This window comes from Streptomyces sp. NPDC040718 (assembly GCF_055593565.1).
In genome coordinates this window covers 350,294-370,219 of sequence record NZ_JBVIXO010000002.1, presented here as the reverse complement: position 1 = coordinate 370,219, position 19,926 = coordinate 350,294, and the positions used below count along the sequence as shown (strand labels likewise).

Here is a 19,926-nt window from a genome sequence, read left to right as displayed (position 1 = left end):
CACCGTGCGGGCGGCGCGGAGATTAAAGGTAGGGGCCCGAGCGGACCGCGCCGTGGGGGCCGTCTTCGTCGTCGTGGGAGCCGCCCGGCGGAAGGGCGCGGCGCATCTGCTCCAGCTGGGCCCGCGCCGCCATCTGCTGCGCGAACAGGGCCGTCTGGATACCGTGGAAGAGGCCTTCCAGCCACCCCACCAACTGCGCCTGTGCGATCCGCAGTTCGGCTTCGGAGGGGACCGCCTCCTCGGTGAACGGCAGGGAGAGCCGCTCCAGTTCCTCGACCAGCTCCGGCGCCAGGCCGTCTTCGAGTTCCTTCACCGACGCAGCGTGGATGTCCTTCAGACGGACCCGGCTGGCCTCGTCCAGAGGAGCTGCGCGGACTTCTTCCAGAAGTTGCTTGATCATGCTGCCGATGCGCATGACCTTGGCGGGCTGTTCGACCATCTCCGTCACCGGGACCTCGCGCGACTCGTCATCGGTGCCGCCGACCGCCGTCCCGTCCTGGCCCACGATCAGCACGTGCGGGGGGCTGTCCTGCGACCGTTCACTCCTCGGCATCTCCATGCCGTCATTCTCTCGCACACCTGCGTACTCACACGGTGTGCCCCCGTACGGGCGTGATCCACCCTGTACGGGGGCACCGGGATCAGCCCGCCGCCCGCCGGGCCAGCGCGCCGCTCGACCTGGTGACCAGCGCGGCCAGCAGCGCCGCGCCCAGCGGGACGAGGACCAGCAGGCCGGCCAGGGTGTCCCACGGCACCGCGATCGGGACGTACAGCTCGGTGTCGCGCGCCGAGGCGTAGCCCATGTCGAGCGCGCTCTGGATGAGCCGCCGCTCCTCCCGCTCCTCGGTGAGGCGGAGTCCGACCGCCGGCAGGACGCCCGCCACCGAACCGAGGACCACGCCCATCAGGGCCACCACCCCGCACTGGAAGCCGCTCAGGGTGCGCCGCACGCGCGGGGCCGCGCCGACCGCCGCCAGGGTCTTCAGATCGGCCTCGGAGTCCGCCTGCGCCAGCCCCGTCGCGATGCCGGCGGCGCCGATGGTGACGAGCCCCGCGAAGACGCTCAGGGCGAGCAGGCCCAGGGTGTGCTGCTCCTGATAGCCCTCCTCGATCCTGACTTCGGCGTCCGTGCCCATCCGGTCGATCTCGCCGTCCAGCCGCTGCCGCTCCTCGGTGCCCGCCTTCCGGTCGAGGCTGAAGTACGCGCCCACCGGGACCGTGTCGATGCCGGCGGCCCTGGCCGCGGCGGGCGGCAGGACCAGTCCGAGTCCCCAGGCGTTGGCGGTGCCGGGCGCCTGGTGGACGGCGAGCACCTTGTCCTGGCCGGGCGGGTCGGTGTGCCGCTCGGAGGCCTTGTCAGCGGCGGCCGGGTCGGTGACGAGGCGCAGGGTGATCTTTCCGTCCTTGACCTGGTTGGCGTCGAAGGAGACGGGCTTGCCCTCCTTCAGCGCTGCCGCCGAGCCCGGGTCGGAGACGGCGAGCACCTGGAGCAGCTTCTCGTTGGCGACGACGACGTCGAACGGGATGTAGCGGCCCTTCTCCTTGCAGCGCGGGTCCTGCCGCAGTGCGCGGGCCTGGTCCGGCGGGAAGGAGCCCGGGCCGTGCTCGGCCTCGAAGAGCGGGCAGCGCTGCTCCTTGGGGACGATGACCTCGACCCGGCCGCAGCCCGGGGCCGAGGAGTGGGAGGAGCAGTTCGGGTTGCCCACGACCAGCCGGTCCACATCGGCCCGTACCGCCACCGGCAGGCTCTTCGAGAGGGTCTCGCGCAGTGCCGGCACCTCCGCGTGGCCGACGTTGTCACGGCTCGTCAGATAGCCGGCGTTGTCCGGGAGTACGGCCTCGTACTCGTGCCGGTACTGGACGTCCCGGCTGTGCTGGTACGTGGACACCGCCACCGTCCCGGCGACGGCGGCCAGTACGGCGGCCACGGCCGGGGCCGTGCGCCCCCGGTTACGGACGGCGTCGCGCAGCGCGAGCCGCGGCGACAGCGGGAGCCACCGCCCGAGCCGCCCGAACAGGCCGACCAGCAGCGGGGTGAGGGCGACGACGCCCAGCTCGGCGAGGGCGCTGCCGCCCATCACGAAGGTGGTGTTGACCCGGGACCGACTCCCGTAGAGGACGAGCGCCGCACCGCCCGCGACGGCGAGGATCCCGATGACGGGGAGCACCCGGTTGGCACGGCGCACCCCGCGCCGGCCGGTGAGGGAGGACAGCACGGTCTGCCGGGACGCGGTGACGGCGGGGGCGACCGCGGCCAGCAGGCCGGTCACCACGGCGACCAGGGCGATGCCCAGCAGCTCCAGCGGGCGGACCTCGAAGCCGCCGAAGCGGGCGCCGAGCTTCTCCTCCAGTACGGGCCGCAGCCCGATGGTGAGGGCCATGCCGATGGCCGTCCCGACGACGGCGGCCGCGGCGCCGAGCACGATGCCGCCGGAGAGGACGACGGCCCGGATGTGGCGCCGGTCGCCGCCGTTGGCGCCGACCAGGCCCAGCTGGCGGCGCGAGCGCCGGGCGCCGACCGCGAAGGCGGGTCCGGCGAGCAGGCAGATCTCCAGCATGGCGAGGCCGATGACGGTGACCAGGGTGGCCTTCTCCGTCACCAGGCCCCCGTCCCGCATGCCGAACGAGCTCTTCGGCTGCTGCTTGAACAGCGGGACGTCGGAATCGGCCGGCGGGTGCAGGGCGACGGTGCGGGAGAGCACGAGCGCGCCGTGCTTGTTGGCCTCCTTGACCATGTTCCACGTGAAACCATCGCCGCCCACTGCGACGAGGTACGTGGCCCGGGGGGCGATCCCGGGCGCTCCGGCGGACTTGAGCGCCTTGTCGAGGGGGTCGAGCAGCTTGCCCGGCAGGGCGAGGAGTTCGGGGCGTGCGAGCCTGTCGGGCACTTCGTACGCGCCCACGATCCGGTACGGGGCCGTGGTGCCGCGCGGGGTGGCGGAGGAGCCCACGTACAGGCCGGACGCCTTCAGGAAGGCGTTGGTGGCGACGACCTCGCCCGGCCCCTGGGGCATGCGCCCGCGGTCGAGCGTGACCAGGCCCCGGGTCAGCGGGTCGTTCACGTCGAGCTCGCGCAGGTCCGTGCCCAGCAGCCCGTGCGCGGTGTGCACCTTGGCGAAGCCGCGGCGGTCCTCGGTGGACCGGATCCCGGGCGGGAGCGCGGACTTCAGCGGCTTGCGGTCCGCCTCCGTGCCGGGGCGGTACTTGTCGTAGCCGCCGACCGGCGCGTACTGCTCGCCGTTGGGGTGCTGGTAGATCGGCGCGTCCAGGCCCGCCGGGCTGATCCGGGCGTCCGCGGTGCCGAGTTCGCGGGTCATCCGCTGGTCGGTGGAGAGTTCGGCGCTGCGGAAGGTGAGGTCGACGGCGCTCATCCCGATGATGGGCAGGGCGAGCATCGCGAGGACCAGTGCGCTGCGGCCCTTGGCGCGCCACGCGTCGCGGCGGGCGATGCGCAGGGCGGCGATCCAGGAGTGGTACCAGGCGGTGAGCGGGGAGGTCACAGGCCGGCCGCCCGCCCGTGGAGCAGCGAGTCGGCCTGGCTGCGCAGGGTTTCGTCGACGACGCTGCCGTCGCGCAGGAAGACGACCCGGTCCGCCCAGGCGGCGAAGCGGGGTTCGTGCGTGACGAGGATGCCGGCGGCCCCGCCGTCGCAGCGGGTGCGCAGCAGCGCGAGCACGGACTCGCCCGTCTCCGAGTCGAGGGCGCCGGTGGGCTCGTCGGCCAGGACCAGGCGGCGTTCGCCGACCAGGGCGCGGGCGATGGCCACGCGCTGCTGCTGGCCGCCGGACATCTCGTCGGGGAAGCGGTCGGCGAGCTGCGGCAGGCGTATCTCCTCCAGTGCGGCGAGGGCCGCGCGGCGGGCCTTGCGGGCGGAGGTCCCGTCGAGTTCGAGGGGCAGGGCCACGTTCTCGGCGGCGGTGAGGGCCGGGATCAGGTTGTAGTCCTGGAAGACGTAGCCGATGCTGCGCCGGCGCAGCGCGGCCAGCTGACGGCGGGAGGCGGTGGTGATGTCGACGCCTTCGACCAGGACGCTGCCGCTGGTGGGGGTGTCGAGTCCGCCCGCCAGGGTGAGCAGCGTGGACTTGCCGGAGCCGGACGGGCCCATGACGGCGACGAGTTCGCCGGGGTGGACGCTGAGGTCGATCCCGCGCAGGGCGTGGACCTCGGTGGCGCCGCTGCCGTGGGTGCGGACGAGACGGTCGAGCCGGAGTACGGGGTGTGAGCCGTGCTGGCCGGAGTTGTGCTGGACGGGCATGAGGGATCCCCCCTGGAGCGTTCGTTCAGCCGCGCCGCGGGCGGGCGGCGGGGCCGGTGGTGCTGGTGTTGCCGGTGGCGGGCGCGGCTGCCGCTCCCGGCGCGGCTGCCGGGCCGGGTCCGGCTGCCGCGCCGGGCGGGTCGGCCGGGCCGAGCGCGGCGAGCCTGACGAGCCGGGACTCCGAGTGGTCGAGCCAGCGCGCCTCGGCCTCGGTCTGGAAGATCAGCTGTTCCAGGACCAGCAGCCAGGCCAGGTCGTCGCGTTCGCGCGACTTGCCGCTCTCGACGGCGGCGAGGGCCCCGGCCTTGAGCCGGGTGTAGTCCTGCATCGCCTTGAGCGTGGCGTGCCGCTGGGCCTGGATGACGGCGCGGATGTCCACGCCGGGTGCGCCGACGGCCATGGCGAGCTTGATGGACAGCTCGTCGCGGGGCGGGTTGGCGCGGTCGACGGGCCGCTCGTACCAGTCGCGCAGTTCGGCGCGGCCGTCGTCGGTGATGGCGTAGAGGGTGTGGCCGGCGTGGTCCTCGCCCCCGGGGGCGACGAGTCCGTCGCGCTCCAGGCGGGCGAGCGTGGTGTACACCTGCCCGACGTTGAGCGGCCAGGTGGAGCCGGTGCGGGATTCGAACTCGGTGCGCAGCTGGGAGCCGTAGCGGGGGCCCCGTTCGAGCAGTGCGAGAAGACCGTGGCGGATCGACATACTCAGTATGTATACCGAGTATGCTCGTCTCCGCAAACACCCGCCCCCGGAGGCGCCCTCCTACCGGCCCCGCCGCAGCCGCACGCCCATGTAGCCGATCCCCAGCCCCATCAGGGCCAGTCCGGTGCCCAGCGGGAGCAGGTGCGCGGCCAGGTCGGCGGCCCGTTCGTTGGGCTCGGTGCCGAGTGCGGTGACGGGCGCGGTGGTGGGCGCGGTGACCGGCGCCTGCGGGCTCGGCACGTCCTCCGGCCGCGGCGGGACGGGCTCCGGCCGCTCCTGCGCCGGCTGGAGCGGATGCGCCGGGCGCACCGGGCGCACCGGGTGCACCGGGCGCACCGGCAGGGTCGCGGCGATGCCGGGGGCGGCCGGCGCGTCGGCGGGCCGCCCGGGGTGCTCCCGCGCGACGCCCGCGGCGCTGCCGGCGAGCTCCTGGTACGCCTCTTGCGGCACTCCGGCTACCGCCGGGAGGTGCCCCCAGGCCACCCGGCCGGGGGGCGCGGGCGCGGCGGCGGCCGGGGTGCGGGCGGGGGTCGCGCTCGCGGGCGCGGCGGCCAGCAGCGCGGCGGCGGCCAGCGAGGCCCCGGCGGTCCAGTGCGGCGGGCGGAGGCGTCGAGTCACGGGGTGCCCCTCCCCTTCCGTGCGGCCCGGACGTCCGATGTCGGAGCGCCGCACTCAGGTTCACATACTGGGGCAAAGAGGGCACCCCGGGTCGTCCGTCAGGGTGCCCGGGGCGCCGGTCCCACCGGTCCGGCGGTACGGCGGGCGGGGAAACGAAGCGCCCCCGGCCGAGCGGAGTCGGCCGGGGGCGGGTGCCGGGGGCTGGTGCCTGCGCGGATGCCGCCGGGGCTGCCCGCTCGGGTTCCTACTGGGGGTCGCCGGTGGAGACGACCAGGGTGAACAGCGTGCTGTCCTTGGCCACATCGGTCCCGGACGCCGGCAGCTGCTCCAGGACGGTGTCCTGGCCGTAGACGGTCTCGTCGCGGTTCTGGATCTCGAACCTCCAGCCCGCGGCCTGGATGCACTCCTTCACCGAGCGCAGGTTCTTGTACCGGAAGTCCGGGGCCACGACCTTGGTGGCGTCCTTGTAGGACTTCGTCGGGCTCTTGCACTTCTCCACGTCGATGGTGCGCGACGGGTCCGGCCCCTTGTGGCCGGGCTTCGCCGAGCCGGACGCGGACGCCGAGGCCGAGGTGGCCGGGGATGCGGTGTCGTCCTTCTTGTCGTCGTCGTCCATGTTCAGGACGGCGATCAGACCGCCGATGGCCAGCAGGGCCACCGCGATCGCGCCGACCACGACGGGGGTGTTCTTCTTCCCGCCGCCCGAGGAGGCCGCCGCGGCGCGCGTCGGCGTGGGCGAGATGGTGAACGGCGGCGGGGTCTGCGGGGCGTACTGCTGCTGCGGCACCGGCGGCGGCGTGTGCGGGTACGCGTAACCGCCCTGCTGGGCCTGCTGCGGCTGGGGCTGCTGGTGCGTCTGCGGCGCGTACGGGGACGGCGGCGTCTGGGGCTGGTACGGCTGCTGGAGCGACTGCGGCGGCGGCGACTGGAAACCGGAGTCCACCGGCGGGAAGACGGCCGAGCCCACGCCCGCCCCGCTGCCGCCGGTCGCGGCGCCCGGGACGATGACCGGGGCGCCGGTCTGACCCGCCGACATCACGCGCATGATCTCGTCCCGCATGGCCGCGGCCGTGGGGAAGCGCTCGTTCGGGTTCTTCTTCAGCGCCCGCGCCACCAGCGCGTCCATGGCCGGGGTGATCGACCGGTTGACGGTCGACGGAGCCACCGGCTCCTCCTGGACGTGCGCGTACGCGATGGCCAGCGGGGAGTCCGCGTCGAAGGGGATCCGGCCCGTCAGCAGCTGGAACAGCATGATGCCGACGGAGTACAGGTCGGAACGGGCGTCCACGCCGCGCCCCAGCGCCTGCTCCGGGGAGAGGTACTGCGGGGTGCCGACGACCATGCCGGTCTGCGTCATCGAGGTGACCCCCGACTGCATGGCGCGGGCGATGCCGAAGTCCATCACCTTGACCACGCCGCGCTTGGTCATCATCACGTTGCCGGGCTTGATGTCGCGGTGGACCAGGCCCATCTCGTGGCTGGTCTCCAGCGCGGCCAGCACGTCGGCCGTCACCTTCAGCGCCTTGTCCGCCGGCATGGCGCCGTACTGGCGCACGTCCGCGTCGAGGACCGAGCCGAGCGGCTGCCCCTCGACGTACTCCATGACGATGTACGGCATGACCGCTTCGTCCCCGCTGCCGGAGCCGAAGGTGACGGTCCCCTCGCCGGTGTCGAAGACCGAAACGATGTTGGTGTGCGACAGTTTCGCAACAGCCTGCGCCTCACGCCGGAAGCGCTCGCGGAAGGATGCCTCGCGCCCGAGTTCACTGTGCAGGGTCTTGATCGCGACCTGGCGGTCGAGCGCGGAGTCGTACGCGAGGTAGACCGAGGCCATGCCCCCCTCGCCCAGCAAATCCCTTAGCTGGTAACGGCCACCGGCCAGGGAGCCGCCTGCGTACCGGCCCTGCGTGCCGTCCTGGCTCATGACTGTTGCTTCCCCTCGGGCTGTTTCCCTACGCGTCTGGCTGAGCGCATGTCGCGCCCAGTCTGCCGGAGGGCAAGCACACGTCAAGCCGGTGCCCGCTGCGTGACCGCAGGCCTACGGGGCGTCTGTAGCCGAACGGTGACGGGTTCAGAGGCTGTAGCGTTCATCGGAGCACCCGATGAGGACCCACCGCTAGAGCGGACGAGAGAGACGACGGCGAGGACTGATGGCACCCGAACCCGAGGGAAACGGCGCCGGGATGGCCGACGGTCCTGAGCACTGGGGCGCCGGCGGTCTCGTGGGGGACGGCCGCTACCGGTTGACCCACCGCCTGGGCCGCGGCGGCATGGCCGAGGTGTTCGCGGCCGAGGACGTACGGCTGGGCCGCACCGTGGCCGTGAAGCTGCTCCGCGCCGACCTCGCCGAGGACCCGGTGTCCAAGGCGCGCTTCACCCGTGAGGCCCAGTCCGTCGCCGGCCTCAACCACCACGCCGTCGTCGCCGTGTACGACTCCGGCGAGGACCGGGTCGGCCCGAACGTGGTCCCGTACATCGTGATGGAGCTGGTCGAGGGCCGGACCATCCGCGAGCTGCTGCTCAGCGCGGAGGCCCCGGGGCCCGACCAGGCGCTCATCATCGTCTCGGGCGTGCTCGAAGCGCTCGCCTACTCGCACCAGCACGGCATCGTGCACCGCGACATCAAGCCCGCCAACGTCATCATCACCAACACCGGCGCGGTGAAGGTGATGGACTTCGGCATCGCCCGCGCCCTGCACGGCGCGCAGTCGACGATGACCCAGACCGGCATGGTCATGGGCACCCCCCAGTACCTGTCGCCCGAGCAGGCCCTCGGCAAGGCCGTCGACCACCGCTCCGACCTGTACGCCACCGGCTGCCTGCTCTACGAACTCCTCGCGCTGCGGCCCCCCTTCACCGGCGAGACCCCGCTGTCGGTGGTCTACCAGCACGTCCAGGACGCGCCGGTGCCGCCGTCGCAGCTGCCCGAGGGCGGATCCATCCCGCAGGAGCTCGACGGCCTGGTGATGCGCTCCCTCGCCAAGGACCCGGACGACCGGTTCCAGAGCGCGGAGGAGATGCGCGGGCTCGTCCAGTACGCGCTCCAGATGCTCCAGGACCAGGGCCCGAACACCGGCACCTGGAACACCGGCCCCGTCACCATGGCGCTCCCGCACGGCCAGCCGGGCGGCGCGCCCACCACGGCGATGGCGCCCGCCCAGAACGGCGGCCCGCGCCCGCAGTACCCCTCGCACGCCACGACCTCGCAGTTCCAGCAGCCGATGGTCCCCCCGCTGAACCCGGACGACGGCACGGCCTTCCCGGGCGGCGGCAACCACGGCGGCGGCGGCCAGGGCGGTCACGGCGGCTACGACCACTACGACAACGGCCGGCGCGGGGGTGCGTGGAAGGCGTGGCTCTTCGCGGTGCTCGCGGTCCTCGCGATCGCCGGAGGTGTCGCGTACGCGGTCAAGACCGGCAACTTCGGCGGCGTCGGCGACAGCAAGAAGCCGAAGAGCAGCACCAGCTCGCCCGCTGCCTCGCAGAGCGGCGGCAGCACGCCGGACACCCCGTCGACCTCGCCGAGCCCGGAGACCGGCTCGCACACCGACGAGACGTACCGGCCGACTCCGAGCCGCAGCAAGTACACGCCGAGCACCACCCCGCCGGCCCCGTCCACCACGCCCTCGACGCCGAAGACCACCCCGCCGGTGGACCCGTCGCCGAAGACCACCCCGCCGGTGGACCCGCCGACCAAGCCGACGCCGCCCACCGGCGGCGGCGGAAGCCCGGCGGCCGAGGGCTGACAACCGGTCGGAAAGGGCCCGGAGGAAGTAATTCCGCCGGGCCCTTCCCCTATCCGCATCCGGTCCGCATCCGGTTCCGTTTCTGATTCCGCTTCCGATTCCGCTTCCGTGTCCGGCACCTGGTCAGAGCGCGTGCAGGTACGGGCGTTCCGCAGAGCCGTCGCGGGTCCGGGCGGCCGGGTTCCCGGGCAGCGTGTGCACGGTGACCAGCTGGGGTTCGATTCGCATGTAGACGGGGTCGAACACTTCTCCGTCCACGAAATGCGGCCCCGGACCGAATAGTTCCAGTTCTGCCGTGGCCGGTTCGACCAGCTCCGCCGTACCGGTGAACTGCACCGTCCACAACGTTGCCTCACCGGAATTGAAGTTGTCCGCCCCGTAGGCGACGACACTGCCGGCGCACGCCTGGTGGTATCCGAAACCGCCGTGCATTCTCAGCACGACCCTGCCGTCCACCACGATGTGGCGGGCGACGGCGAGGAAGGGGAGCGCGCGCATGCTGGTGGCGACCCGGCCGTAGGGCACGCGGCGCAGCAGTCCGATGGCGTGGAGTTCCTCTGGGGGCATGCGCCCACTCTCGGACACCGGTGCGGCGTCGGGAAAGAGGATCCCGCCCCGATGATCGGGGACGTTGGTCCCGAATTGAACCGTGTGCCCGGGGTACCGCACGGCCACGGGGCGTCACGCCGGAGAGCGGGTCGACGGGTGCTCGAAGCTAGCGCTTCTCCGCCTGCAGCCGTGCGACGTACGCGGCGGCCTGGGAGCGGCGCTCCATGCCCAGCTTGGACAGCAGGCTGGAGACGTAGTTCTTGATGGTCTTCTCGGCCAGGTGCAGCCGCTCGCCGATGACCCGGTTCGTCAGGCCCTCACCGATCAGGTCGAGGATCTTGCGCTCCTGCTCGGTCAGGTTGGCGAGCCGGTCGTCACCCTTGCCGTTCTTGCCGTCGCGCAGCCGTTCCAGCACGCGCGCGGTGGCCACCGGGTCCAGCAGCGACTTGCCGGCCGCCACGTCGCGCACGGCGCTGAGCAGCTCGTTCCCCCGGATCGCCTTGAGGACGTAGCCGGAGGCGCCCGCCATGATCGCGTCGAACAGCGCCTCGTCGTCGGCGAACGAGGTGAGCATCAGGCACTTGACGTCCTCGTCCTGCGAGCGCACTTCGCGGCAGACCTCGACACCGCTGCCGTCCGGCAGGCGTACGTCGAGGACCGCGACGTCGGGACGGGTGGCGGGAATGCGGACCAGGGCGTCGGCGGCGGTACCGGCCTCACCGACGATCTCGATGTCCTCTTCGACCGACAAAAGCTCATGAACGCCCCGACGTACCACTTCGTGGTCGTCCAGGAGAAATACCTTGATTTTTCCGTCTTCGCGCACAAACTCATCTTCACACACTCACCTCTTCCCTGCCGCCGTTACCCGGGATAACGTGCCGTTGTTCCGGCCCCCTGCAAGGCTGTGACCAGTGGATGTTCCCCAGGCGGCCGATTTACTTGGATATCCAATCAAAATCGCAGGTCAAACGGGGTTTCGCAGTTATGCGTCGCACTGGGTAACGTGCTGTGCGCAGGGCACTCGCCGGGGCACCTGTCACGCCTGAACCCGTTACGCGCCGTGCACCCACCCCGTGCACGGGTACGGATACAGGTGAGCCGCACTGGTCCCCGGAGAACCCGGGTGCCGGACCGACGGAGGAGCACACGTGACCGTGGAGAGCACTGCCGCGCGCAAGCCGCGACGCAGCAGCGGCACCAAGCGGACGGCCGGCGCGGCGAGCGCCCGCAAGACCGCCGCTGCCACCGCACAGCCGCACGACGCCGAGCCTCAGCTCGTACAACTGCTGACGCCCGAGGGTGAAAGGGTCGAGGTCGAGGGCAACCCCGACATCGCGGAATTCGCGCCCTTCGTCGCGGACATCACCACCGAGGACCTGCGCGCGCTGTACCGCGACATGGTCCTCACCCGCCGCTTCGACGGCGAGGCGACCGCGCTCCAGCGCCAGGGCGAGCTGGGCCTGTGGGCCTCGCTGCTGGGCCAGGAGGCCGCGCAGATCGGCTCCGGCCGGGCGCTCCGCGACGACGACTACGTCTTCCCGACCTACCGGGAGCACGGCGTGGCCTGGTGCCGCGGCGTCGACCCGACGAACCTGCTCGGCATGTTCCGCGGTGTGAACCACGGCGGATGGGACCCGAACACCAACAACTTCCACCTGTACACGATCGTCATCGGCTCGCAGACGCTGCACGCCACCGGCTACGCCATGGGCGTGGCCAAGGACGGTGCCGACTCGGCCGTGATCGCGTACTTCGGCGACGGCGCGTCCAGCCAGGGCGACGTCATGGAGGCCTTCAACTTCGCCGCCGTCTACAACTCCCCCGTGGTGTTCTTCTGCCAGAACAACCAGTGGGCGATCTCCGAGCCGACCGAGCGCCAGATGCGCGTGCCGCTCTACCAGCGCGCGCAGGGCTTCGGCTTCCAGGGCGTCCGCGTCGACGGCAACGACGTACTGGCCTGCCTCGCGGTCACCCGCTGGGCGCTGGAGCGCGCCCGCCGCGGCGAGGGCCCGGCCCTGATCGAGGCGTTCACGTACCGCATGGGCGCCCACACCACCTCCGACGACCCGACCAAGTACCGGCTCGACGAGGAGACGGCGGCCTGGGAGGCGAAGGACCCGATCCTGCGCCTGAAGGCCCACCTGCTGGCTTCCGAGGGCGCCGACGAGGCGTTCTTCGAGGAGCTGGAGGCCGAGAGCGAGGCCCTGGGCAAGCGGGTGCGCGAGGTCGTGCGCTCGATGCCCGACCCCGACACCATGGCGATCTTCGAGAACGTCTACGCGGACGGGCACGCGCTCGTCGACGAGGAGCGCGCCCAGTTCGCCGCCTACCTCGCGTCCTTCGAGGAGGGTCACTGATGGCTGTCGAGAAGATGTCGATCGCGAAGGCGCTCAACGAGTCGCTCCGCAAGGCCCTGGAGACGGACCCCAAGGTCCTGATCATGGGCGAGGACGTCGGCAAGCTGGGCGGTGTCTTCCGCATCACCGACGGGCTCCAGAAGGACTTCGGCGAGGAGCGGGTCATCGACACCCCGCTCGCCGAGTCCGGCATCGTCGGCACCGCCATCGGCCTGGCCCTGCGCGGCTACCGGCCGGTCGTGGAGATCCAGTTCGACGGTTTCGTCTTCCCCGCGTACGACCAGATCGTCACCCAGCTCGCGAAGATGCACGCCCGCGCCCTCGGCAAGATCAAGATGCCGGTCGTGGTCCGCATCCCGTACGGCGGTGCCATCGGCGCCGTCGAGCACCACAGCGAGTCCCCCGAGGCGCTCTTCGCGCACGTCGCGGGCCTGAAGGTGGTCTCCCCGTCGAACGCCGGCGACGCCTACTGGATGCTCCAGCAGGCCATCCTCAGCGACGACCCGGTGATCTTCTTCGAGCCGAAGCGCCGCTACTGGGACAAGGGTGAGGTCGACACCGACGCCATCCCCGGCGAGCTGCACAAGTCGCGCGTCGCCCGCTCCGGCACGGACGTCACCCTGGCCGCGTACGGCCCGATGGTGAAGGTCTGCCTGGAAGCCGCCGCCGCGGCCGCGGAGGAGGGCAAGTCGGTGGAGGTCCTCGACCTGCGCTCGATGTCCCCGATCGACTTCGACGGGATCCAGGCGTCGGTGGAGAGGACCCGCCGCCTGGTCGTGGTCCACGAGGCCCCGGTCTTCCTCGGTACCGGCTCGGAGATCGCCGCCCGCATCACGGAGCGGTGCTTCTACCACCTGGAGGCCCCGGTGCTGCGCGTCGGCGGCTTCCACGCCCCGTACCCGCCGGCCCGCCTGGAGGACGAGTACCTGCCGGGCCTGGACAGGGTGCTCGACGCCGTCGACCGCTCGCTGGCGTACTGAGGAGATCAGCGCGATGACGATCCGCGAATTCAAGATGCCCGACGTGGGCGAGGGCCTGACCGAGGCCGAGATCCTCAAGTGGTACGTCCAGCCGGGTGACACGGTCACCGACGGGCAGGTCGTCTGCGAGGTGGAGACCGCGAAGGCGGCCGTGGAGCTGCCGATCCCCTTCGACGGGGTGGTGCACGCGCTGCTCTTCGAGGAGGGCGTGACGGTCGACGTCGGCCAGGTCATCATCTCCGTGGAGACCGCCGGCGGCGGGGCCGAGGCCCCGGCCGCCGCCGCTGCCGCCCCGGCGGGCTCGGAGGCCGCCGACGCGTCCGGCGCTCCGGCCGAGGAGCCGGCCGCCGAGGCCCGGCAGCCCGTGCTGGTGGGCTACGGGGTATCCCAGGCCTCCAGCAAGCGCCGCCCGCGCAAGGCCCCTGCGGCCGCCGTCGCCGCCCCGGTGGCGGCCGTCCCGGCCCCGGCCGCACCGGTCGCGGCCGTCGTGCCCGCTCCCGCGGCGCAGAACGGCACCGCGTACGCCAACGGCAACGGCGGCGGCGTCGCCACCGCCGAGCGGCCGCTGGCCAAGCCGCCCGTGCGCAAGCTCGCCAAGGACCTCGGCATCGACCTGGCCGCGGTGGTCCCCACCGGTGACGGCGGGGTCGTGACCCGGGAGGACGTGCACGCCGCCGCGGCGGCCGCGCTCGCCCCGCAGGCCCCCGTCCAGGCCCCGGCCCCGGCGGCCGAGCCCGTGGCGGCGCCCGTACCGGCCCCGGCCGCGCCGGCGGTCGAGGCGGGCGCGCGGGAGACCCGTATCCCGGTCAAGGGCGTCCGCAAGGTCACCGCCCAGGCCATGGTCGGCTCCGCCTTCACCGCGCCGCACGTCACCGAGTTCATCACCCTCGACGTGACGCGCACGATGAAGCTGGTCCAGGAGCTCAAGGAGGACCCGGACCTCGCGGGCCTGCGGATCAACCCGCTCCTCCTGATCGCCAAGGCCGTCCTCATCGCCGTCCGCCGCAACCCGGAGGTCAACGCCTCCTGGGACGAGGCGGCCCAGGAGATCGTGCTCAAGCACTACGTCAACCTGGGTATCGCGGCGGCCACCCCGCGCGGCCTGATCGTCCCGAACATCAAGGACGCCCACGCCAAGAGCCTGGCGGAGCTGTCGACGGGCCTGTCCGAGCTGGTCGCCACGGCCCGCGAGGGCAAGACCTCCCCGGCCGACATGCAGAACGGCACCCTCACCATCACCAACGTCGGCGTCTTCGGCGTCGACACCGGTACGCCCATCCTGAACCCCGGTGAGTCCGCGATCCTCGCGGTCGGTGCGATCAAGCTCCAGCCGTGGGTCCACAAGGGCAAGGTGAAGCCGCGCCAGGTCACCACCCTGGCCCTGTCCTTCGACCACCGCCTCATCGACGGTGAGCTCGGCTCCAAGTTCCTCGCGGACATCGCCGCGGTACTGGAGCACCCGCGCCGGCTGATCACCTGGTCGTAGCGGAGCCCCGGGCGGCGCAAGCCCGGGCGGCAATACCCCCCGATGGCCGGTCCCTCCTCCGCGGGACCGGCCATCGGGCGTTTTCCGCGGACCCCGTCCGTGAGGAAATCCCTGGCCAAGGGGGAGGCCCGGTGTGATCATCGGCGTGATGAGATTTCGCGCTGCCACCGCAGACCCCGCAGACATCGGCCGTGCCCTGGCCGACCCGGCCGACGGCCCCGTCGCCGCCCTGACTCCCGACCGGATCCGCGAGGAGTTCGCGGGGAACCGGATGCGCCCCGAGTGGACCTGGTTCGCCGAGGACGCGGACGGCCGGATCCTGGCCCGGGCCCTGTGGTGGGGCCGCGCCGACAGCGAGCGGCCCGTCGCCCTCGACTGCCTCCAGGTCCGGTCCGAGGTCGCCGACCCGGCCGCCGTGGCCGCCGCCCTGCTGGAGGCCGGCCACACCGCCCTCGGCAAGCGCCCGGGCTACAACGTCTCCCTGCCCCGCGACTGGCGGGACCGCCCCGACCTCGCCGCGGCGGTGGCGTGGCGGCAGGAGGCCGCGCAGCGGGCCGGTCTGACGCGGGACATCGAGCGGCTGCGCTACGAGTGGACGCCGGCCGCCGGGACGGCGGAGCCGACCGGGAGGCTCGTCTTCCGCGAGGGCACCGACGAGGAGTTCCTCGACGCCTTCGCCCGGCTCTCGCGCGGCAGCCTCGACCTGAACACCCAGGACGAGCTGCGCACCATGACCGAGGAGGAGTTCGCCCGCGAGGACTTCGCGTTCTACCGCGACTGCCCCGGCGAGCGCTCCTGGTGGCGACTGGCCCACCTTCCCGACGGCACCCTCGCCGGGCTCGCGATCCCCTCGGCGACCCCCTACAACCGCAACGTCGGCTACCTGGGCGTCGTCCCCGAGCAGCGCGGCAAGGGCCTGATCGACGAGGTCCTCGGCGAGATCACCCGCTTCCACGCGGGCGAGGGCGCCGAGCGCATCACGGCGACCACCGACACCGTGAACCTCCCGATGGCAGCCGCCTTCGACCGGGCCGGCTACGAGGTCACCGAGATCCGTCTCGTCATGGAGACCCCGCCCGGCAGCTGAGGCGGTAGCCTCCCGGCCATGCCGTTCGCCGAGTTGCAGGTGTATCGCGTGGAGCAGGCCGACGTCACCGGCGGGGTGTGCCTCGTGCGGTGCGTCGGCGGGGTGGCGCGGCCCGGCCAGGTGTACGCGGCCGGGGAGTCGAGGCTCTGGCTGCGCGGGATAGAGCGCCACGGCCGCCACGCCGAGTCCTTCGGCGCCGGCCACACGGCGCGGGTCCGCCTCGCGGGCGCCGTCGTCGCGCTGCTGAGCGGGGGTCAGGTGCTGACCCGCGTACCCCCGGACGGGCACGGCGCGGCGGAGCTGGAGGCCTGGCTGGCCACCGGGCCGCCGCTGACGGACGAGCCGCACCCGCGCGCCCTGCGCGGCCTCGCGGTGGGCGGGATGCAGGACGACCTGCTGCCGGACGCGGAGCGGCTGCGCTGGGGCCGGCTGGCGGTGGCGGCGGCGTACCGCTGCGCTGCCGCGGAGGGTGCGTCCGACCTGGTCCGGGGGATCGAGCTGGCCTTCGTACGCGGCTACCTGATCCGGGAGTTCGGGCCAGGCCGCGGCGGTGACCCGGCCGCCGTGTGCCGGGAGGCGCTCGCGCTGGTGGACCTCACCCCTGCGGAGGCGGCCGCGCGGGCCCGCGTCTGGCGGGAGCTGCCGCGCGCGGAGATCGTGCACCTGCGCCACCTCAAGATCCTGCTGCGCTGGACGGCCGCCGCCCGGCCGCACCTGGTGGACGGCGACCCGTCGGCGGTGGCGCTGGACGCCTGGTCGCGGGTGCGTCCAGGGCTGCCCTAGGCGCGGTCCGGGCCAGGGGCGTCATCCGGCCCGGTAGGCGCGCGTGAATGCCGCCACCCCGCCGGTGAGGAGCCGTTCGGTCTCCCCGTCGGGCAGGGGGAGCAGGCCGTAGTGGGACTGCTGCACGATCTGGTGCGCGGTCAGTGCCGTGAAGTGGACGCCCGCCAGTTCCGCGTCTCCGTGGACGTCGATCAGCCCGGCGGCGGCGAGGCCCTCCATCGCCTCGGCGAGGGCGCGGGCGACGGGGCGCGGCCCCGCCTCCTTCCACGCCTCCAGCACCTCGGCCGGCACGTGGTTGACCTCGGCGTGGATGTGCCGGACCAGCGCGAAGTGGTCGGAGTGCTCGAACATGACGCAGACCAGCGCGCGGGCGAGGGCCGTCAGATCGCGTTCCAGGTTGTCCGGGTGCGGCGGGCGTTCGGGGTCGAACAGGGCGCGCACCTTGGCGATGTGGGTGTCGCGGACCTCCCCCGAGGTCCAGGTGACGACGGTGGCGAAGAGCTCCGCCTTGCCGCCCGGGAAGTGGTTGTAGAGCGTCCGGGTGGAGACGCCGGCGGCCTCCGCGAGCGCGTCGACGGAGGCGCGCGCGTACCCCTCGCGGCCGAATACCGCGCAGGCCGCTTTTGCCAGGGCGATCCGCTTCGCCAGCTTCCGCGGCGGGATCTCGGGCTGTACCTCTGCTGCGCGGGTGTCGTCGCTGCCGTCCACACCAGCCTCCTCAATTATTTGCAACGGTCGTTGCAGTTTCTGCAACGACCGTTGTAGTTTACCGGAGCGGAGGCCGCACAGGGCGGCCGGTCCGCACTTCAAGGGGGATCATCATGTCCGTCAACGAAACAGTCCTGGACGAGCCGCTGCGCGTCGCCGTCGTCATCGGGAGCGTCCGCGAGGGCCGCCGGGGCCCCGCCGTCACCGACTGGTTCCTGAGCGCCGCGGCCGGCCACCACACCGGCCTGGACTTCGACGTCATCGACCTCGCCGACGTGCCGCTCCCGCTGGCCATGCCCGACTGGGGCGGCTCCCCGGACCCGGCGACCGCCGCCGCGCTCGCGGAGGTCAGCCCGCGCCTGGCCGCGGCCGACGCGTTCGTCCTCGTCACCCCCGAGTACAACCACAGCTTCCCGGCCGCACTGAAGAACCTCATCGACTGGCACCGGCCGCAGTGGCACGCCAAGCCCGTCGGCTTCGTCTCGTACGGAGGGGTCGGCGGCGGCCTGCGCGCCGTCGAGCAGCTCCGGCAGATCTTCGCCGAGCTGCACGCCGTGACCGTGCGCGACTCCGTGAGCCTGCACGGCCCGTGGTCCGGGCTCGGCCAGGACGGCGCCCCGCGCGACGCGGCCGTCACCGAGAGCGCCGCCAAGAACATGCTCGGCCAGCTGGACTGGTGGGGCCGCGCGCTGCGGACGGCGCGCGCGACCCGGCCCTACGAGGGCTGAGGGAGTCGGACGCCATGACCGCAGCACCCGCCTCCGCCTCCGCGGCCCCCCGCGAGGCGGCGCCCGCCGGCTCCGGGGCGTTAGGGAGGACGATCGCCGTCGTCATCACCGGCTCGGTGATGGCAGTCCTCGACATGACGATCGTCAACGTGGCCCTCGGCCGGCTCTCCGCGGCCTTCCACGCCCCGCTGGAGACCATCCAGTGGACCGCCACCGCCTACACCCTCGCGCTCGCCGCCGTCATCCCTGCCGCGGCCTGGGCCATGGGCCGGATCGGCGCCAAGCGCACCTACCTGACCGCCCTCGTCCTCTTCACCCTGGGCTCCCTGCTCGCCGCCTGTGCCTGGAGCGCGAGCAGCCTGATCGCCTTCCGGGCCGTGCAGGGGCTGGGCGGCGGGCTGCTGATGCCGGTGGGCATGACCATGGTGATGCGGAGCGCCGACCGGGCCCGGATGGGACGGGCGATGGCGCTGCTCGGGCTGCCGGTCCTGGTCGGCCCGGTCGCCGGCCCGATGCTGGGCGGCTGGCTCGTCGACTCCGCCTCCTGGCAGTGGATCTTCCTGGTCAACCTGCCCGTCGGCGCGGCCGCCCTGGCGCTCGCGGCGAAGCTCCTCGTGCCCGACGCCCCCGCCGACCCGGCGTCGGCGCCCCGGCTGGACGTCCCCGGGCTGCTCATGCTCTCCCCGGGCCTGGCGCTGCTGCTGTTCGGGCTGTCCCGGGGCGGCGAGGGCGGCGACTTCACCGCCCCGGGCGCGCTGCTGCCCACGCTGGCCGGCGCGGCCCTCGCCGCAGCCTTCGTACGCCGTGCCCTCAGGGTGCGCGAGCCGCTGCTGGACCTGCGGCTGCTGCGGGACCGCACCTTCGCCGCCGGCATCGCCACCCTGGCCTTCTTCACCTGCGGCTACTTCGGGTCGATGCTGCTGGGCCCGATGTACTTCCAGCAGGGGCGCGGCATGAGCGCGAGCGCGGCGGGCCTCCTCGTCGCCCCCGTCGGGCTCGCCGTCGGCCTGACCATGCAGATCGCCTCGCGGCGCGTCGACAAGGTCTCGCCGCGCGGGATGATCGCGGCCGGAGCCCTGGTGGGGGCCCTCGGTATGGCGGCGTCCGCCCTGCTGACCGGCACCGAAGGGGTACCGGTCTGGCTGGTGATCGGCGCGGGCCTGGTCATGGGCGTCGGCGCCGGGATGGTGCTGATGCCGACGATGACCACCGCGAGCCGCGACCTGCCCGGCGAGCGGATGGCCGCGGCGAGCACTGCCCTGAGCATCAACTCCCAGCTGTGGGCCTCGGTCGGGACGGCGCTGCTGTCCGTCCTCCTCGGCGGGGCGGGCGTGGGCCCGGCCGGCTTCCGCCTCGCCTACGGAGTCGCGGCGGCACTCCTGGCCCTGGCCGTGATCCCGGCGCTGCGGCTGCCGGGGCGGCGCTAGGACTTGGTGGTGCTAGCCCTTCGCGGCGTTGCCGAGCACCTTGGACGGGGTGATGCGCACGACCACGCGCACCGCCCCGTCGGCGGCGTCCCGGTACTCCTTGCCGCCACCCGGGCCGAGGTACTCCTCGGCGATCCGGACGGCGACGGCCCGGCCGGTGTCCTCGGTGACGGTGGCGGTGCCGCGGATCTCCGCGTAGAGGTAGGGGTTGGCGAGGTCGAAGACGGTGAGGCCGACCCGCTCGTCACGGACGATGTTCCGCTCCTTGCGGCGGCCGCGCTCGGTGGAGACGAGCAGGTCGTCGCCGTCCCGGGACACCCAGACCACCGAACTCTGCGGACTGCCGTCGGGGTTGAGGGTCGAGAGGACTGCGGGGTGGGGGGAGTCGAGCAGCTGTCGTACGGCTTCGTTCAGAGCAATCGTCATACCGGTCACGGTAGTTCGCCGGACCGCCGGATCCACGCCCTTTCGCGGCGGCCCGCGCCTACTACCCGAAGTCGGC

At 72.9% G+C, this 19,926-nt stretch carries 18 protein-coding genes; 8 read left to right on the top strand and 10 right to left on the bottom strand.

The window, feature by feature from the left end; genetic code table 11:
- Positions 1-22: 22 nt before the first annotated feature.
- The 6 genes from ACZ597_RS07120 to ACZ597_RS07095 form a co-directional block, all read right to left on the bottom strand.
- Entirely contained in the window at positions 23-559 is a 537-nt protein-coding gene (locus ACZ597_RS07120; protein WP_471326045.1) for a bacterial proteasome activator family protein, read from the bottom strand.
- A gap of 82 nt (positions 560-641) precedes the next feature.
- Entirely contained in the window at positions 642-3,395 is a 2,754-nt protein-coding gene (locus tag ACZ597_RS07115; protein ID WP_471326791.1) for an FtsX-like permease family protein, read from the bottom strand.
- Positions 3,396-3,496: 101 nt separating this feature from the next.
- Positions 3,497-4,255, bottom strand: coding sequence for an ABC transporter ATP-binding protein (locus ACZ597_RS07110; protein WP_471326042.1), 759 nt, complete (start codon positions 4,253-4,255; stop codon positions 3,497-3,499).
- A gap of 25 nt (positions 4,256-4,280) precedes the next feature.
- Entirely contained in the window at positions 4,281-4,952 is a 672-nt protein-coding gene (locus ACZ597_RS07105) for a PadR family transcriptional regulator (protein WP_471326039.1), read from the bottom strand.
- A gap of 60 nt (positions 4,953-5,012) precedes the next feature.
- Positions 5,013-5,570 (bottom strand): hypothetical protein, encoded by a 558-nt coding sequence (locus ACZ597_RS07100; protein ID WP_471326036.1) that lies wholly within the window; start codon positions 5,568-5,570, stop codon positions 5,013-5,015.
- A gap of 244 nt (positions 5,571-5,814) precedes the next feature.
- Complete coding sequence (locus tag ACZ597_RS07095) at positions 5,815-7,494, bottom strand: protein kinase domain-containing protein (RefSeq protein ID WP_471326034.1); 1,680 nt, start codon at positions 7,492-7,494, stop codon at positions 5,815-5,817.
- A 226-nt stretch (positions 7,495-7,720) separates the two neighbouring features.
- On the opposite strand from ACZ597_RS07095, the gene ACZ597_RS07090 reads away from it, so the two are divergent.
- Positions 7,721-9,316, top strand: coding sequence for a protein kinase domain-containing protein (locus ACZ597_RS07090; RefSeq protein WP_471326032.1), 1,596 nt, complete (start codon positions 7,721-7,723; stop codon positions 9,314-9,316).
- 123 nt (positions 9,317-9,439) lie between these two features.
- Here the strand turns inward: ACZ597_RS07090 and ACZ597_RS07085 are convergent, their stop codons facing one another.
- Positions 9,440-9,883 carry a pyridoxamine 5'-phosphate oxidase family protein gene (locus ACZ597_RS07085; protein ID WP_471326029.1) on the bottom strand — a complete coding sequence of 148 codons (444 nt, stop codon included), beginning with the start codon at positions 9,881-9,883 and terminating at the stop codon, positions 9,440-9,442.
- Between the two features lie 148 nt (positions 9,884-10,031).
- A complete protein-coding gene (locus tag ACZ597_RS07080; RefSeq protein ID WP_471326026.1) occupies positions 10,032-10,691 on the bottom strand; it encodes a response regulator in 660 nt (219 codons plus the stop codon).
- A gap of 325 nt (positions 10,692-11,016) precedes the next feature.
- Between ACZ597_RS07080 and pdhA the strand changes: the two genes are divergently transcribed.
- From pdhA to ACZ597_RS07055, 5 genes are all read left to right on the top strand, one after another.
- On the top strand, positions 11,017-12,225 hold the full coding sequence (gene pdhA / locus ACZ597_RS07075) for a pyruvate dehydrogenase (acetyl-transferring) E1 component subunit alpha (RefSeq protein ID WP_471326023.1): 1,209 nt from the start codon (positions 11,017-11,019) through the stop codon (positions 12,223-12,225).
- The gene (locus tag ACZ597_RS07070; RefSeq protein WP_471326020.1) at positions 12,225-13,205 is read left to right on the top strand and encodes an alpha-ketoacid dehydrogenase subunit beta; all 981 of its coding nucleotides are present in this window, start codon (positions 12,225-12,227) and stop codon (positions 13,203-13,205) included. Before pdhA ends, ACZ597_RS07070 begins: the two co-directional genes overlap by 1 nt.
- Before the next feature lie 13 nt (positions 13,206-13,218).
- Complete coding sequence (locus ACZ597_RS07065) at positions 13,219-14,691, top strand: dihydrolipoamide acetyltransferase family protein (protein ID WP_471326017.1); 1,473 nt, start codon at positions 13,219-13,221, stop codon at positions 14,689-14,691.
- A 148-nt stretch (positions 14,692-14,839) separates the two neighbouring features.
- Positions 14,840-15,778 carry a GNAT family N-acetyltransferase gene (locus ACZ597_RS07060; RefSeq protein ID WP_471326014.1) on the top strand — a complete coding sequence of 313 codons (939 nt, stop codon included), beginning with the start codon at positions 14,840-14,842 and terminating at the stop codon, positions 15,776-15,778.
- A gap of 18 nt (positions 15,779-15,796) precedes the next feature.
- Complete coding sequence (locus ACZ597_RS07055; protein ID WP_471326011.1) at positions 15,797-16,561, top strand: hypothetical protein; 765 nt, start codon at positions 15,797-15,799, stop codon at positions 16,559-16,561.
- A gap of 21 nt (positions 16,562-16,582) precedes the next feature.
- On the opposite strand, the gene ACZ597_RS07050 is transcribed toward ACZ597_RS07055, so the two are convergent.
- Complete coding sequence (locus ACZ597_RS07050) at positions 16,583-17,269, bottom strand: TetR/AcrR family transcriptional regulator (RefSeq protein WP_471326008.1); 687 nt, start codon at positions 17,267-17,269, stop codon at positions 16,583-16,585.
- A 113-nt stretch (positions 17,270-17,382) separates the two neighbouring features.
- Between ACZ597_RS07050 and ACZ597_RS07045 the strand changes: the two genes are divergently transcribed.
- Together ACZ597_RS07045 and ACZ597_RS07040 are read left to right on the top strand one after the other, a co-directional pair.
- Positions 17,383-17,997 (top strand): NADPH-dependent FMN reductase, encoded by a 615-nt coding sequence (locus tag ACZ597_RS07045; RefSeq protein WP_471326005.1) that lies wholly within the window; start codon positions 17,383-17,385, stop codon positions 17,995-17,997.
- 14 nt (positions 17,998-18,011) lie between these two features.
- Positions 18,012-19,424: a DHA2 family efflux MFS transporter permease subunit gene (locus ACZ597_RS07040; RefSeq protein WP_471326002.1), complete on the top strand. Its 1,413-nt coding sequence runs from the start codon at positions 18,012-18,014 to the stop codon at positions 19,422-19,424.
- Positions 19,425-19,436: 12 nt separating this feature from the next.
- Here ACZ597_RS07040 and ACZ597_RS07035 read toward each other — a convergent pair whose 3' ends face one another.
- Positions 19,437-19,850 (bottom strand): PPOX class F420-dependent oxidoreductase, encoded by a 414-nt coding sequence (locus ACZ597_RS07035; RefSeq protein ID WP_471326000.1) that lies wholly within the window; start codon positions 19,848-19,850, stop codon positions 19,437-19,439.
- Positions 19,851-19,926: the final 76 nt, after the last annotated feature.